A 13,392-nucleotide genomic window follows, 5' to 3' on the forward strand; every position below is an offset into this window, starting at 1 on the left:
GCTCCCAGAATCCAGAGATCTGCATCTAAAAGCTGGCGCATGTCCTCGCCTTCGTCCAGCGGCTCGTGTTTTTTCGTAGCAAGGATAAGCCGCTGCGCCCGTCGGTCTGAAACGAGTGCAGCGCTCTGCTCCTCGTTGTCGTGGGCCTTCGGGTCGTAGACGGCATCGTGCCAGAGGGCAGCAAGATACAGCGAGGGTGGAAGTGTTGGGCCGCACCACCGAGAGAGCGCCCCCAAGACCGCCCGCAGGTGCCGCACCGTGTGGTAGCGTAGGTGTGGCTCCGAGTAGCGCTGCAAAACTTCAGGCGGGATCTGCATCGCCTTCAGGAACCACGTTCGCATAGATTTCCCGAAGGGGGAGAGTGACTTCCAGGCTCGCGATCACCAGCTCCGCTTCCAGGCTAATATAAGCCTCGTAAAGCCAGCGTGTCTCGTTTTTGTCTGGACGACTGTAGCAATCCACCTGAACTCTATCCTGGTAGACATGGATAATCTCTTGCACCGAGGGAATACTGCGATACTCCGTGAGCTTCCAGCCCCGATCTGCCCGCTCCGTCGAGTCAGAGAGTACCTCAATCAGCACCTGGGGGTTTGTCAGACAGTCTTGGTCATTGTAGACACGGTCGCCACAAGTAACGACAACATCCGGATAGACATACGATCTCGAAGTTTTCCCCCGTAGATCATGCGTCGCCGTCCGACAAGACTTCCCACGTAGCTCTATGTAGAGTTGCCCCGAGATGTTTTCAACGATATCAATATGCTCTTCGGAGGCCCCTACCATGCGAATCACGATGCCATCGTGCCACTCGCTACGGCTATCGGCCTGACGCTCGGCTTCCAGATACTCCTCAGGAGCTATTTTCGGCTCTAACTTAAAAGCATACATGGCCACAATCTCTCTTATTTCTCTGTGGGAGCCGCCACGTGGCGCATCGTGAAGTTAAGGACATCGCGCAGGTGCTCGTCCCAGTAGGGCCAGGTGTGGGCACCATCGAACTCCGCGAACTCAAACGGAAGTCCCTTTTCCAGAAGACGGCGCTCCATATCGCGGTTCGTCTGGATTAAGAAATCGTCCTTGCCACAGTCGAAGTAGAGCGTCGGGCCACGCCACGCGCCTTTTTTATCGGTGAGCTTCTCGATCTTGGGCCAGAGCGCGTTCGTGGCATAGAGCTTTTCGGTGTCGGTCGGATACATCTTCTGGACAAAGTTTAGGATGGGCTTGCCCTCGCCCCACTCAACAACACCTGAAAGCGAGGCGGCGGCGCAGAACTTGCCGGGGTTGTCGAGTGCCAAGTGCCAGGAGCCGTAGCCACCCATCGAGAGCCCCGCAATCGCTCGGCCCTCGCGCTTGTTGATCGTCCGAAAAGTGCCCTCCACTTCGGGCATCAGCTCTTTCTCAAAGTACGTCTGCCAGCTTCCAAAGCCGGGCGAGTTCTGGTAGAACGAGTCGCCCTGGGAGTCGGGCAGCACAACAATCAGCGGCAGGTCTGCGAGATAGGCCGCCGTGCCTGCGTTTTTGAGCCAGTCCGTATGCTTCCCAAACGCGCCATGCATTAAGTACAGCACCGGGTAGCGCTTGGTATTTCCCGACTCCCAGTATCCTTTGGGCAGGAGCACGGTGCATGGGACAAACTTGCCCAGCGCCTCGGACTCGATATGTAGCGTGATCGCTCTCTTGCGCGCCGCGATTTTCTGCTCTTCCGTGATCACAGGCATAAACGGGGGTGGTGTCTGGCCGCGGGGAGTGAACTCGGGAGCGTAGGGCAGGCTGCTGTTTTTCGCTTGGAAGCCTGCTGGTGGCGCAGGGCGACCCGCCTCTTGCCACGCGCTTTCGAGCAGGCTTGCCAGCGCCGCGCCGCCCATTTCGAGCCGCCTGATGGCAATCGGCTTGGCCGCGGGCGTAAAAGCACTCCAGTAGGCATCGCTAAACGTATCCCCCGCCGCCGCCGCACTGGCTTTCTTGTCAATAACCAGGATACTGGGAACTTCGTTGATGCTGGCTTGCAAGATCGAGAACATCGTCGCGACGGAGTCTTTGTCTTTCGTCAGCGAGATTTTCCCCGGCTTCAGCTCGGAATACGCCACGCTTTTCTCCAGCATCACGGACTCAAAGCGGGCGTGAATGCCTTTCTGCGAGGGCTCCGAGAGCTGGCCGTCGTAGTTCTCCGTGGCATGGAACGGCACGTGGGCATCCCCGACGTAGTGCGAGAGATAGGCCGCCTGCACCATCGCATCATCCCAGCGCTTCTCGCGCATCGCCAGCACCATAAGGCCGTAGATGCGCCGCACCGTCCAAGGGTTCATGCCGTCGCTACGCAGCTTCATGTAGTCGCTGATCTTCTGCACGGCGGCGAAGTCTTGTGGGATTTTACTGAGATCGGAGCCAAAGCCAAAGCGCTCACCGTCTAAAAAATGCCGTCCTGCCTCGGCGTGATCGGGCCGGTTACGCCAGCGATCCGGGTGTGAGGAAGCGGCGGCAAACCAGTCTTTATTGAGGAGCATCAAGGTCTTGAGCGGGGAGGCAGGCAGCGTGTCCACCGCGAGCTTGGCGACATAGGTATGACCGACTCCCCCCCAGGCATGGGAAACCGAGGCGACCGCAACGGTCGCCAGAAGCGAAAAAGCGAGTTTTTTTATCATCGTCGTAGTCCCTGCTGGGTGATCGTTAGTTGGAGGCGCTGGAGCGTGGTTTCCTCGTGACGGATTTCGAGAGTATGGATTCCAAAATTATGGAAAGTCAGATCGAGTGTCGGTAAGAGCTTAGCCGTCACGGCTTCGTCGTCCGTGGGGAGCGTAAAGTCTAGCCAGTTCGGGGAGTCAAGCGCCTGGCCATGGGGGGAGAGCAAGTGGAACTCTAGGCGGCACGCCTTACCGCGATCGGCCTCGTCTAGCTCTAAGTTGAGAAAGAGTGGCATCTTCTCCAGCGTGACCGGCAAGCCCGGAAACCCAAAGCCCTCTGAGAGTCCGCACAGATCAATCCCGTTCTGACCCTGTCGTACACTGTCCACAAAAACCGCACAGGAAATCGTCATTTCTTCTCCGCTCCGTAGCGCGTTCGGTACTTACGCAGCGCCTTTACCAGGATCGAGCCCGCGACCGCTGTGTAGGCGATTCCGATGAGCAACACGAGCCAGGCGAAGTGCTTGTCCTTTTCGGGGAGCTGGAAGGCGAGTGTGATAATCGTGCAAAAGGCGACCAGCCCCACGGCCATACGCAGAGCAAACATCGTAAGAATGAGCTTATCCGCGCCCTTGCTGGGCTTTGGCCGTGCTCGCTGTGGGCGCATCATTGCCGCTGTGCCTCCCGCTGCTGGGCAAGCTTCTCTACACGCTCCGCACTCAGCTTTTTCCAGAGCACGATGGTCGTCCGGTGGAGCCAGAGCGAGCCGAGCGAGAGTACCACCACGGAGGTCCAGCTTTTTTGCACAAGGCTAAAGACCACCATGATATTGACGACGAGACAAAGAAAGAAGCGCCCCAGCAGATGCAGCAGATCCGCTGGGTCGGTGATAGGCTCAGCACGTTTTGGCATGGCTATTATGGTACCGCATTGCCTACGCCGTATCCCACGCTTCTTGGGCGAGGCGGGTCATCAGGAGGCCCTGCTCCCAGCGGTCGGAGATCTCTTTGCCGTCGGGAGTGGTGATAGCGTAGCGCGGTGGGCCAAGCTCGGAGGAGAACGGGAGAATATCACCGGGATCTGCACCCGCTTTCCAGCTCTTCATCGCCAGGGTCCAGAGCTTCACAAAGAAGCGTGCCCAGGGCGTGGTGCCATCACCGCAGTCCACTTGTACCTGCTCGCCGTTGCTGATGCGCCCATGGACATGCGCGACGCGCTCCAGAATCGGCAGCATCCGCTCGTGGGCTTTTTCGTCCTCCCAGCCGTAGAACTCGCCGACCACCACGAAGTGCGACAGATCCGCCGTGATGCGAATCTCGGGGACGCGCTCGATTAAAGCGAGGGTTTGCGGGATCGTCTCCGTGAAGTTCCCTCGGTGCGTCTCCACAAAGTAGCAGAGCCCGGCCTCATTGGCGACTTTCCGGCCCTCGGTGACCAGCTTGGCGACGGTGTCTACAGGCGTGTAGGCATCGGCGGGCTGCGCCATGACATAGTCCGCTCCAACCCGAACCGCACGCTCAATCAGCCTCTGTGTGTCCTCAACTTTATAGGGCCGGTGTCCTAGTGCAAGCCGCAGCCCGTGACGTTTAAGTGCCTCCGTGACCTCTTTCTCGTTTTCGTCACTGAGCCAGCACTCGACTCCCTCTAGCCCCGCCGCCTTGCAGTGCGAAAACTTTTCATCGAGCGTCCACTCCGCCGCTCCGTTCATCGGAAGCTTCGCCATCCCCCAGAGTGTCTGCTGCACCCGCAGGCGCGGAGCGTGGCTTGAGCCATCATTGAGCCTATCAAAAGCCGCCATAGTTAAAATCGTCCTCCTTAGTGAGTATACTCGCAGAATGGATGAATCCGCAGAGGTAGAACACATCGGGGAGCCGGAACTAACAGACGAAGAGCAACAACAAGTTCCTCCCACCCCCGCAGAGCTGGTTGTGATGGGATTAGCAACACTCTTAGATGCCTTTGAGAAAGAGCTAGACGAGGACGAGGCTACGAAGGCACTGGTCACTACTCCCACCGGTGAGATTCTGGATGTAGACGGTTTTGGCTCCGCGCTCCCGGACTTTGTCTACTTCGATGGCCGCGACGACGAGGGCCGCAAGACGCGTACTATCCTTCCCAGTAGCGTAGCGGCGCTGACACTCAAGGCGATCCATGTCCCCGCAAGCCACGGAACCGAGACCCGCGAGCGCGTGGGCTTCCGTATCCGCACCGCTCTCCCCGAGAACACGCCGCCCGATGTCTAAAAAACCCTAAACAGTCCGAATATGGGAGCCACGCCGGAGCAGGTATGGCACATCTAGCCGCCAGCCCGTTTCTTGAGCCACCAGCTCCGCTTGTCGTGCCAGAGCCTCAGGAACCGCGTTTTCTTCCCAGCCTAGCCACTGACGATCCGTCAAGACCAGCTCGCCGCCCGTACCGCGCACCCGAACCCGGTAGCGCTGCCAGTTGCCCTTTGTCTCAACTCTCTCAATATAGACCCAGCCATCGGTAATGCGTATCACCCGCCGCCAGCCCCGGAAGATAACCCGGTGCTCCACGTAGTTCTCTCGGATCAGCACCTCTTGGCGCAACCAACGGCGACGTACCAAACGCAGCGTACCGTCTGTCAGGCGCATCGTAGAGTCGGTCTTTATTCGATTAGCTCGTGCCATATCTTAGAAACGCAAAAGCTCCCCAAGTGGTTACGGCTTGCAACCAGACAAAAGGAAAGACTGTCTGAGTTGGTGAACACACTCTCAGGAGAACAATATGGGACTTTTTGATGCCATTCGCGGCCAGTTTATTGATGTCATCGAGTGGCTAGATGACTCACAAGACACGCTCGCCTTTCGCTTTGAGCGACAGGGCAATGAAATTAAGAACGGTGCGAAATTAATCGTTCGCCCCGGACAGACAGCGGTATTTGTTAATGAGGGCCAGGTCGCCGATGAATTTGTCGAGGGCACCTACACGCTCTCCACCCAGAACCTGCCGATTCTGACCACACTGAAGTCTTGGCCGCACGGCTTTAACTCCCCGTTCAAGGCCGAGGTCTATTTTTTCAATACCCGCCAGTTCACAGGCCTGAAGTGGGGAACGCCGCACCCCATCACTCTCCGCGATCCCGAGCTCGGCCCGGTGCGCCTGCGCGCTTTTGCCACCTACTCCATGCGCATCGGCCACGCCGCGACGCTCCTGCGCCAGCTGATCTCCACCAACCCGAGCTTCGAGACCGACGATGCCGCCGACCAGCTTCGGGCGTTTATGACCACGCACTTTGCGGAGTGGATCGGCAAGGGCGAGATCGGGGTCTACGACCTCGCGGCCCACTACACCCAGATCGGGGATGCGATGCGGGTCGCGCTCCAGCCAGACTTTGCGCAGTACGGCCTGGAAGTCATGCACATTCTCATCGAGAGCGTGAGCCTGCCACCAGAAGTCGAAGCCGCGATTGATAAGCGCACCCAGATGGGAATCTTAGGCGACATGAACCGCTACACCCAGTTCCAGGCCGCTAATGCTATCGAGGCCAGCGCCAACAACCCCGGCGGCGGCAACCCCGCGCTCGATCTGGCCATGGGAATCGCCATGGGCAACCAGCTCCAGAACTCTATGAACGGCGGGGCAAACGCTGGCTCCCCACCGCCTCTACCACAGGCCGCGTGGTTTGTAGGGGTGAACGGTGCGCAGGAAGGCCCGTTTGATCTTGCAGCGCTGGCACAGAAGAATATCTCCCGCGAGACGCTAGTCTGGAAACAAGGCATGGCGGGCTGGGAGCCTGCTGGGGAAGTCACCGAGCTGGCAAGTGTCTTTGCCAATGTCCCCCCGCCTCTGCCGAAATGAGAGTGTCCCCCCTACCCCCCGCCCGGCGGGGGGAATATAAGGAATTACCTCTTAGATTCCCCTGTCGGGTACCAGCTTGCTGGTGTTGGGATAGGGGGGCTGGTTCATGAGATACCCTTGCCCAGGTTGCTCCGCTGACCTAGAGTTCGATCCGAAAGCGGGGCAGCTCAAGTGCCCGTACTGTGGCTCTGAGGTCTCGGTTCCGCAGGAGAACACGGCGCGGGAGATTCGTGAGAATGACCTCCAGCTCTATCTCACACCCGATGCCTCGCGTTTAGCGCGTCTGGCCGAAAACGCAGTAGAAGTTGCCTGTGAGAGCTGCGGCGCGGTCACGGAGTTCACGCCCCCCGAGGTGGCGGGCTTCTGTCCGTTCTGCGCCGCGAAGATCGTCGCGCAGCCCATTGCGGCCCACCCACTCATCGCTCCTGAGGCCGTGCTCCCCTTTGCGGTTCCCAAGAAAGATGCCCAAGTGGCAATCAAGCGCTGGCTAGGCTCGCGCTGGTTTGCCCCGAGTGCTCTAAAGAACATGGCGCGTCAAGACGGCATTGCGGGGGTCTATCTCCCGCACTGGACCTACGACTCCCAGACCCAGAGCCGCTACCGAGGCGAGCGGGGCGAGCACTACTACGAAACCGAGCGCTACAGCGAGACGGATCAGAATGGGCGAATTGTCTGGAAGGAGCGCCAGGTGCAGAAAACCCGCTGGTACCCAGCCTCGGGCACGGTCGCACGCTTCTTTGACGATCTTCTCATTCCCGCCTCTCGCGCCGTCAATCCCTCAAGAGTGCAAGACCTCTCGCCGTGGGATCTGCAAGCCCTGGTGCCGTACGAGCCTGCGTATCTGGCGGGGTTTCGGGCGCAGCGCTACCAGGTGGATCTGGGGACGGGCTTTGAGAGCGCCAAGGAGATCATGTCCGGCGTGATCCACTCTGATGTGCGCTCTGATATTGGTGGCGACGAGCAGCGCGTGCACAGCATCCAAACCGACTACTCCGCCGAGACGTTCAAGCACATTTTGCTCCCCATCTGGATCGCGGCCTATCGCTTTGAGGGAAAGGTCTTTCAGGTACTCATCAACGCCCGCACCGGCGAAGTCCAAGGCGAGCGTCCGTACAGCATCTGGAAGATCGCAGGCGTGGTGCTGCTGGTGATCGCCGCTATCGCACTGTACTACTGGTGGCAAAACGGCCAGCAGAAGCCGCAGGTGTAGTCCCTGAACCCATCCCCCCGGCCCCCTTCCCTCTACGAAGGAAGGGGGAGAGGGAGAGGGCTGGCAAACCCTCCCTAACCCTCCCTGCCCTGAGGGAGGGTGCCGAGGAACGAGGCGGGTGGGTTCGCTAGGTGGGTTCGGGTGGTACCCTAGAATATGCGTCGTTTTTTCTTGATCGTCTTAGATGGCTGCGGCTGCGGCGAGCTCCCCGATGTACTGGAGTATGGGGTGGGTGATCTGGGCTCAAATACGCTGGCCAATACTGCAAAGGCTGTAGGTGGCGTACATCTGCCGACACTGGAGCGGCTGGGCCTGGGTAACCTCACCGAGATCAGGGGAGTGAAGGCGAATCCCGATGCGCCAAGCCACTGGGGGCGGCTGGCGGAGAAGAGCAAGGGCAAAGACACCGTCACAGGCCACTGGGAGATGATGGGCGTGATTACCGATCCCGCGTTTCCGATCTATCCCAACGGCTTCCCTGACGACCTAATCGCAGCTTATGAGGCGACGATTGGAACAAAAACCATCGGGCACTACCCCGCGTCAGGGACGGAGATTCTCAAACAGCTTGGCGAGGAGCATCTACATACGGGCTATCCCATTGTCTACACCTCGGCGGACTCGGTCTTTCAAGTGGCGGCGCACGAAACGTACTTCGGGCTGGAGCGGCTCTATGAGATCTGCGAGATTGCGCGGGCCACTCTGCCACTGTGCCGGGTGATCGCACGACCTTTTGTCGGCGAGAGTGCAGAGACATTTCGGCGCACCGAGAATCGCAAAGACTGGCCGCTGCCGCCACCACACCTCACCACGCTGGATCGGCTCTCGGAGGCAGGCAAGACGACGCACTTTATCGGTAAGACCTGCGAGCTGTTTCCCGAAGCGCCGGGTCAGCACCGCGAGCTAACCACCAATAACCCTGCCCACTGCGCCGCGCTGACAAACGCCGCTCAGCACTCTGATGCGGACTTTATCTTTGCCAACCTAGAGGACTTCGACATGCTCTACGGCCACCGCAATGATCCGATTGGTTTTGCAAGATTGCTGGAGGAGTTCGATGCCTGGCTCGGCACGGACTTTCTGCCGCATCTCAGGCCCGGCGATCTGGTGGGAATCACCGCCGATCACGGCAACGACCCCACGACGCCCTCCACCGATCACAGCCGCGAGTACATCCCGCTTTTACTCTTTGGCCCAAGCATTACCACCCCACAAAACCTCGGCGACGTTTCTGGCTTTGATTGGTGGAGCAATACACTTCTGAGGTATCTTGTAGACGGAGAGATGCCTTGAAACGCTATATTTTCTGTTTGCCTCTACTAGGTCTGTTCCTCGCGGGTTGCCCCAAGCCTGCCGCGCCACCGACGCAGCCGCGCACGACGATAACGGATAGCCGCCCGGTGAACTCGCAGCCGGGGGGATTTTTGGGGAAGTCTTCGCGGCCTTCAGTAGATGCCAATGCGCCTGCCGACGATCCACTGACGGTTCTGGGCAACCCGGACGACGCTACAGAGTCGCCGCGGAATCAAGATCATTTTCTCATGGCGCGGCCTCAGATGACGCTCTCCTATAATAACACGCTCCGCTTTCCCAACTGGGTCGCCTGGCACCTGAAGGCGAGCGATATCGGCGAGACCGAGCGCAGCAACTTCGTCCCCGACCCCGATCTTCCCTCGGGCTTTGAGGCGATCACCACCCGTGACTATAGCAACTCGGGCTATGATCGTGGCCACAACTGTCCCAGCAAAGACCGTACGGCGAGCCCGGAGGACAACCAGGTCGTGTTCTACATGACCAACATCACTCCTCAGCAACATGGGATGAACGCCGGTCCCTGGGAAGGCTTGGAGTCCTACTGCCGTACGCTAGCCAATAGCGGCAACGAGCTCTATATTATGTGCGGTCATGGCTTCCGCGATAAGGACTTCAAGACGATAGGAAGTGATGGCATCGCAGTCCCCGACTTTGGCTGGAAGATCGTGCTGGTACTGCCGGAAAAAAGCGGCAATGACCTAGAGCGTGTCACCGCAGAGACCCGCATTATCACCATCCAGATGCCCAATATCTCCACGATCTCGCGCCAGCCCTGGGATAAGTACCTGACCACGGTCACGGAGCTAGAGAAGGTAACGGGGCAGACTTTTCTAAAAGGCATTTCTAGCTCGGTGGCGCAGATCCTCAAACAAAAACGAGATGAGGGAGCCAATAGCTTCGCGGGAGGCTCAAGTGGCTTTAAGAAAAGCAATCGGCGCAGTAGCGGCGGCAGCTTTGGGAGTGATGCGGGCGGCTTTGGCGCAGGAGGACGACGATGAGTCTTTTAAGTGAGCTTCGCGCCGCCACCAAAGGGCTACTCTTTCTGAGCGAGTCGGATGCACCACTCAAGCCCTTTGTCTGGAAAGGTGTAGTCATTAGCTCAGGGGAGGCTCTGCTGGCGCACCTGGAAAAAGACGCGGCGACACCCGTTCAGGAAGTGGAGCTAACTAAATTCTTTGCCCCAATGGTCACGCCACAAGACGGGGACGACGACGAGGCGAGGGCAGATCAAGCACGCTTTCAGGCCCTGGTTGCCCGGCTTGCTACGCTGTCGGACACACGCGCTTTTCGGCTGGGTGCCGGGCCAGAGATTCTCGTCTATGTGGTGGGAAAGACCCCGGAGGGCGATACCGCCGGGGTCTCTACGATGCTCACAGAAACGTAGCGTGCTAGTTCATCGTCACGGGAGCGCCACCGAGCTTGGCGCTCTCCCAGGCGGCTTCGGTCATCTCGATGGTACGCAAGCCACAGAGCGGCGGTGCACCGACATCGTTCTTTCCTAGAATCGCCCCGACAAAGTTCTCGTCAATGTTCTGCGTCCCCGGCAGGTTGTTGCCGTCCATGATGGTGCGCACGTTCTTGTCATCTACAATTGTCAGCTGGCCATTGCGATAGAAGAACGCGCCTTTTTCGCACCAGATCGAGATATCCTCGTGCCAACCGACAACCGTATCGCCGATCACTGAGACATTGCCCAGAGCGCCATTGGTAAAGCGAATCGAGAGCACGGAGTCAATGTCCACGGGTGTGCCCCTAAAGTCCTGGAATGCCGCCACTTGGGCGACCGTCAGACCGGTGGTGTAGAGCAGGATGTCCACCAGGTGCGAGCCGGAGTCGTTAATCTGGCCGCCGCCGGAGAGCGCGGGGTCTTGCCGCCAGGAGCCCTTGGTTCCGTTCTTCCAGCTCTGTGACTGAAGCGCATTGAGCGAGGTCACCTGCCCCATCTCCCCGCTGGCGATCTTGTCGCGAATCAGCTTGAACTGCCCCATCGAGTGGCGCTGGTAGGCCAAGGCGAAGACTTTCTCGTAGCCTTCGAGGGCTTTGAGGAGCGTGTGCGCCTCTTGGACATTGCTGACCATCGGCTTCTCCAAGAGCACGTGCTTCTTGGCGGCAATGGCATCGAGCGCCTGAGGTCCATGTTGCGTGTGGGGCGTGCAGATCTCCACCGCGTCTACTTCGTCGAGTGCCAGCAGCTCTTTCCAGTCCGCCGTGTTAAGCACCTTCGCCTCACCCACCAGCTGCGGAAACTGGGTCTGGCATCGCTTGAGCTGCTCCGCGTCCGGGTCCTGAAGCGCCACAACCTGCACGCCCTCAATGCGTGCTAGCTGCCCTAAGTGGTGCCGCGCGATCCCGCCGCACCCGATCATTCCAATACGGATCATTCCGTTGTTCCTCCACCCTACCACTTCGGCGACACGGCCCCTATCTCCTGCCTCCATGGATTTCCTAGGTAAAAACCGCACACAAAGGCCCCCGCTCACGAAACGGAAAATATGCTATATTTAACCATTGGTGCTATTTCAAATCGGCACCCAAGCCGTACTGATGCTCTTTTTGTCACCACCAAATAATGCTGTGGCCATATCAGTCACCAAATTCCAGGCAGCACAGGCAAAGGCAAGATGACTCTCAATACCGGGCCAACCACGCTCTGTGATCGATTTCATCCCAAAAATCCGAACCCAACCGGAAAAGAGCGTCTCGACGATCATTCGATAGTTTCGCTGGCCACGTTGACAGACGATCAGATTCTCACAATCGCCGCCACGTTTGGCAGATTTATGAAAGCCATTGTCCACCAATTTGGGCTCGTTGGGATGATCCGACAGCATCCGTTGGAAGTCTCCATCATAAAGGCTGGCTCCTTCCGCGTCCCAATCGCAGATGCGACCATCAAAGTTGAGAAGGGGGCAGAACTTCACTCCCACGTACCACTGGCCATTAGACTTGCCTTTTTCGCCGACTTGCCCCTCACTTCGACCTTGTCTGCGAGGATGAATCAACTCGATTCCCAGACTGTCACTCACGAGGAGCATACCGGGGTCAGCCAAGAAACGATCTGTCCAATCCTGGTGGGCTCGCATCAAGCGGAAAAGGCGGGAGCGTTCCGGCAAAGCCGGAAACAGGTGAAGATAGTTGGCCTCAAGCCACTGCCAAAAGCGTCTCTGACTTTGCGCCTTGAGGACGTAGAGGACGCCGATGGTAACAAGTTCGCTGGGCCAGAGTTGCGCTCTTGGGTCTTTTGGTACGTTCTTCATGGCTTCGTCGATATGAAAGAACAAAGTGGCGATAAAATCAGTGAGGGTCAAGTGATTTGCTCCGGGAAGTGTTTAGGCAACCCATCCTATCGCAAGTCATTTGGCTCAAGAAATATCAGCAAATCTCAACAGTGAGATGCGCACCAATGGTTTAACGTGAGTTCGGGTTAAGCTGGGGTGAGTCCTTTAGTGTCTCGTAGATGGAGCGAGGGCTTTTTAGGCAGGAAACTATAGGCAATCAAAGCAGAAAGTAGATTCCATAAGAAGCCCGAAGCTGCTCGATGCCGAGTATGCTCCACCTGGCAGATGTTTTTGAGCTGGTCAATGATCGTCTCAGCGATGGCTCGTTTGCGAAGTAAAATCCGATCCACATAGCGCATGAGCCGAGGTTTCATGCCCTTCTTGCTCTTGGTAATCAGCTCGATCCCATCAGCAAAAAGCAGTTCAAAAAGTTCCTGCGAGACATAGCCTTTATCTCCATACACTTTTCCAAAAACTTTCTGGAACATAGCAGGTACCGGTGCTCTATCGTCAACATTTCCTTTCGTTATTGCCAGAGATATGATTTCCCCTTCATCATTGAAGACGAGATGAAGCTTAAATCCAAAAAACACCCTGTTGAAGTCTTTCCTCTCTTCGCCTGATCTTTAAAAACTTTATGATTATGAATTCTCTTGTTATGACAGACCACTAATTTAGTGGAGTCAACAAATGAAACTCCTGTACACTTTCCATTCCGGCGATTTACATAAGAAATCATTATAATTAGCACGCTTGGAATATATTCAATGAAACGATTGTAACTTACCAGTCCCGGAAAGTCTTTTTTCTGGAGAGTGAGATAAAAGTTCTTAAATTCTCGATAATGTGAGAGCTGAAAAGCAATAAGTATCGTGATGATTTCGCTTTGACATAGGCTACGTTTTCGTTGCCTTGATCGAGAAGAGGTGACTTGATATTTTCGTAGTTCTGGGAGAAATTCTTGGCAGAAATCGTCAATTTCACAGAAGAGATCGAGTAGACTAAGCATGGGTTGGGACTCCTAAAACCGTGTTGTAAGCTAACTCAGTTTACCGGAATCCCGACCCGACCTTATCCCGAACTCACGTTAGTTAGACCAAGCGCAGAGCTTTGCGGACGTGCTGGAGAGTCTCTTCCGCCACCACCG

The 13,392-nt window shown here is 57.3% G+C and carries 15 protein-coding genes and 2 pseudogenes; 6 read left to right on the plus strand and 11 right to left on the minus strand.

Going from position 1 to position 13,392, the window contains the following annotated elements:
- The 7 genes and pseudogenes from RMO15_RS07130 to RMO15_RS07160 all read right to left on the minus strand — a co-directional run.
- Positions 1–341 (minus strand): annotated as a pseudogene (locus RMO15_RS07130) (metal-dependent hydrolase); the annotation flags it as partial.
- Positions 301–888: a Uma2 family endonuclease gene (locus RMO15_RS07135; protein WP_309709807.1), complete on the minus strand. Its 588-nt coding sequence runs from the start codon at positions 886–888 to the stop codon at positions 301–303. The gene RMO15_RS07135 and the pseudogene RMO15_RS07130, both read right to left, overlap by 41 nt.
- A 14-nt stretch (positions 889–902) precedes the next feature.
- A complete protein-coding gene (locus tag RMO15_RS07140) occupies positions 903–2,642 on the minus strand; it encodes a S1/P1 nuclease (RefSeq protein ID WP_309709810.1) in 1,740 nt (579 codons plus the stop codon).
- On the minus strand, positions 2,639–3,034 hold the full coding sequence (locus tag RMO15_RS07145; protein ID WP_309709813.1) for a hypothetical protein: 396 nt from the start codon (positions 3,032–3,034) through the stop codon (positions 2,639–2,641). Before RMO15_RS07145 ends, RMO15_RS07140 begins: the two co-directional genes overlap by 4 nt.
- Positions 3,031–3,291: a hypothetical protein gene (locus RMO15_RS07150; RefSeq protein WP_309709815.1), complete on the minus strand. Its 261-nt coding sequence runs from the start codon at positions 3,289–3,291 to the stop codon at positions 3,031–3,033. Before RMO15_RS07150 ends, RMO15_RS07145 begins: the two co-directional genes overlap by 4 nt.
- Complete coding sequence (locus RMO15_RS07155; RefSeq protein ID WP_309709817.1) at positions 3,288–3,533, minus strand: hypothetical protein; 246 nt, start codon at positions 3,531–3,533, stop codon at positions 3,288–3,290. Before RMO15_RS07155 ends, RMO15_RS07150 begins: the two co-directional genes overlap by 4 nt.
- A gap of 22 nt (positions 3,534–3,555) precedes the next feature.
- A complete protein-coding gene (locus RMO15_RS07160; RefSeq protein WP_309709819.1) occupies positions 3,556–4,419 on the minus strand; it encodes a TIM barrel protein in 864 nt (287 codons plus the stop codon).
- A gap of 37 nt (positions 4,420–4,456) precedes the next feature.
- On the opposite strand from RMO15_RS07160, the gene RMO15_RS07165 reads away from it, so the two are divergent.
- Positions 4,457–4,864 (plus strand): hypothetical protein, encoded by a 408-nt coding sequence (locus RMO15_RS07165; protein ID WP_309709821.1) that lies wholly within the window; start codon positions 4,457–4,459, stop codon positions 4,862–4,864.
- A 6-nt stretch (positions 4,865–4,870) separates the two neighbouring features.
- Here the strand turns inward: RMO15_RS07165 and RMO15_RS07170 are convergent, their stop codons facing one another.
- Positions 4,871–5,236 (minus strand): hypothetical protein, encoded by a 366-nt coding sequence (locus RMO15_RS07170; protein ID WP_309709823.1) that lies wholly within the window; start codon positions 5,234–5,236, stop codon positions 4,871–4,873.
- A 133-nt stretch (positions 5,237–5,369) separates the two neighbouring features.
- On the opposite strand from RMO15_RS07170, the gene RMO15_RS07175 reads away from it, so the two are divergent.
- The 5 genes from RMO15_RS07175 to RMO15_RS07195 all read left to right on the plus strand — a co-directional run bounded on the left by RMO15_RS07175 (position 5,370) and on the right by RMO15_RS07195 (position 10,351).
- The gene (locus RMO15_RS07175) at positions 5,370–6,443 is read left to right on the plus strand and encodes an SPFH domain-containing protein (protein WP_309709825.1); all 1,074 of its coding nucleotides are present in this window, start codon (positions 5,370–5,372) and stop codon (positions 6,441–6,443) included.
- Positions 6,444–6,549: 106 nt separating this feature from the next.
- Complete coding sequence (locus RMO15_RS07180; protein ID WP_309709830.1) at positions 6,550–7,653, plus strand: TFIIB-type zinc ribbon-containing protein; 1,104 nt, start codon at positions 6,550–6,552, stop codon at positions 7,651–7,653.
- A 156-nt stretch (positions 7,654–7,809) separates the two neighbouring features.
- The gene (locus tag RMO15_RS07185) at positions 7,810–8,946 is read left to right on the plus strand and encodes a phosphopentomutase (protein ID WP_309709833.1); all 1,137 of its coding nucleotides are present in this window, start codon (positions 7,810–7,812) and stop codon (positions 8,944–8,946) included.
- 17 nt (positions 8,947–8,963) lie between these two features.
- Positions 8,964–9,965, plus strand: coding sequence for a DNA/RNA non-specific endonuclease (locus RMO15_RS07190; protein WP_309709835.1), 1,002 nt, complete (start codon positions 8,964–8,966; stop codon positions 9,963–9,965).
- Entirely contained in the window at positions 9,962–10,351 is a 390-nt protein-coding gene (locus tag RMO15_RS07195; RefSeq protein WP_309709836.1) for a nuclease A inhibitor family protein, read from the plus strand. Before RMO15_RS07190 ends, RMO15_RS07195 begins: the two co-directional genes overlap by 4 nt.
- 4 nt (positions 10,352–10,355) lie before the next feature.
- Here RMO15_RS07195 and RMO15_RS07200 read toward each other — a convergent pair whose 3' ends face one another.
- The 3 genes and pseudogenes from RMO15_RS07200 to RMO15_RS07210 all read right to left on the minus strand — a co-directional run bounded on the left by RMO15_RS07200 (position 10,356) and on the right by RMO15_RS07210 (position 13,254).
- Positions 10,356–11,348 carry a Gfo/Idh/MocA family oxidoreductase gene (locus RMO15_RS07200; RefSeq protein ID WP_309709839.1) on the minus strand — a complete coding sequence of 331 codons (993 nt, stop codon included), beginning with the start codon at positions 11,346–11,348 and terminating at the stop codon, positions 10,356–10,358.
- Positions 11,349–11,486: 138 nt separating this feature from the next.
- A complete protein-coding gene (locus RMO15_RS07205; RefSeq protein ID WP_309709842.1) occupies positions 11,487–12,275 on the minus strand; it encodes a hypothetical protein in 789 nt (262 codons plus the stop codon).
- A gap of 116 nt (positions 12,276–12,391) precedes the next feature.
- Positions 12,392–13,254, minus strand: a pseudogene (locus RMO15_RS07210) (IS982 family transposase).
- Positions 13,255–13,392: the final 138 nt, after the last annotated feature.

This window comes from Armatimonas sp. (assembly GCF_031410135.1).
GTDB lineage: Bacteria > Armatimonadota > Armatimonadia > Armatimonadales > Armatimonadaceae > Armatimonas.

Coding starts and splice junctions, on each gene's coding strand:
- RMO15_RS07165 (WP_309709821.1), top strand. CDS start 4,457: ATGGATGAATCCGCAGAGGTAGAACACATCGGGGAGCCGGAACTAACA.
- RMO15_RS07185 (WP_309709833.1), top strand. CDS start 7,810: ATGCGTCGTTTTTTCTTGATCGTCTTAGATGGCTGCGGCTGCGGCGAG.
- RMO15_RS07145 (WP_309709813.1), bottom strand. CDS start 3,034: ATGACGATTTCCTGTGCGGTTTTTGTGGACAGTGTACGACAGGGTCAG.
- RMO15_RS07180 (WP_309709830.1), top strand. CDS start 6,550: ATGAGATACCCTTGCCCAGGTTGCTCCGCTGACCTAGAGTTCGATCCG.
- RMO15_RS07150 (WP_309709815.1), bottom strand. CDS start 3,291: ATGATGCGCCCACAGCGAGCACGGCCAAAGCCCAGCAAGGGCGCGGAT.
- RMO15_RS07155 (WP_309709817.1), bottom strand. CDS start 3,533: ATGCCAAAACGTGCTGAGCCTATCACCGACCCAGCGGATCTGCTGCAT.
- RMO15_RS07140 (WP_309709810.1), bottom strand. CDS start 2,642: ATGATAAAAAAACTCGCTTTTTCGCTTCTGGCGACCGTTGCGGTCGCC.
- RMO15_RS07170 (WP_309709823.1), bottom strand. CDS start 5,236: ATGCGCCTGACAGACGGTACGCTGCGTTTGGTACGTCGCCGTTGGTTG.
- RMO15_RS07135 (WP_309709807.1), bottom strand. CDS start 888: ATGTATGCTTTTAAGTTAGAGCCGAAAATAGCTCCTGAGGAGTATCTG.
- RMO15_RS07195 (WP_309709836.1), top strand. CDS start 9,962: ATGAGTCTTTTAAGTGAGCTTCGCGCCGCCACCAAAGGGCTACTCTTT.
- RMO15_RS07175 (WP_309709825.1), top strand. CDS start 5,370: ATGGGACTTTTTGATGCCATTCGCGGCCAGTTTATTGATGTCATCGAG.
- RMO15_RS07200 (WP_309709839.1), bottom strand. CDS start 11,348: ATGATCCGTATTGGAATGATCGGGTGCGGCGGGATCGCGCGGCACCAC.
- RMO15_RS07160 (WP_309709819.1), bottom strand. CDS start 4,419: ATGGCGGCTTTTGATAGGCTCAATGATGGCTCAAGCCACGCTCCGCGC.